This window comes from Vibrio sp. 1249-1 (genome assembly GCF_033340495.1).
On the sequence record NZ_JAWOWJ010000794.1, the window covers coordinates 1 to 604 of the forward strand.

Here is a 604-nt window from a genome sequence, read left to right on the forward strand (position 1 = left end):
ATCAGAAAAGCAGAAACGCATTCTTGTAAAGGCATTGATGATATAGCGATAGCGATCCAGACCTTCCAGTGAGTCATCCCAAAGATCTGGTAAGTTGCTGTACATGTTTTTTAGCAACCACGGCAACTCTTCGCCTTGGATAATATGTTCTACTTCGCGAGCGCATTGTCTGGCTGTTTCTAAATCCCATTGCGGTGAGATACCCGCATGACACATCACAAACTCGTCGTGCTCTGCCAGAAGAGGTTGTTTAGCTAGCCAAGAGAGCAGTTCTTCGCGGTCTTTAGCGAGGAAAATAGGGGTCGTTTTATCTTTGTCTTTTCGCTTTTTCAGGCCGTAAGATACTGCCAGTAAATGTAAGTCATGATTGCCGAGTACGACTTTTGCGCTGTCACCGAGTGACTTTACGAAGCGCAGTGTTTCGAGTGATTTCGGGCCGCGAGCCACCAAATCTCCTGCGAGCCAAAGTTGGTCATGTTGAGTGGAAAAGTTGACGCGCTTGAGTAGCTGCTGTAGTTCGTCAAAACAGCCTTGGATGTCACCAACAATATAGGTAGCCACTGAATCTCCAATCTTATTAATTTAAAACGTTCGGAATCGCTAA

1 protein-coding gene is annotated in these 604 nt (G+C 45.7%); it reads right to left on the bottom strand.

Annotated features, from left to right (window positions below; genetic code table 11):
• The coding region (gene apaH, locus R7Z50_RS28955; protein ID WP_318149941.1) for a bis(5'-nucleosyl)-tetraphosphatase (symmetrical) ApaH at positions 1-561 on the bottom strand (561 nt) is incomplete at its 3' end.
• Between the last annotated feature and the right edge of the window lie 43 nt (positions 562-604).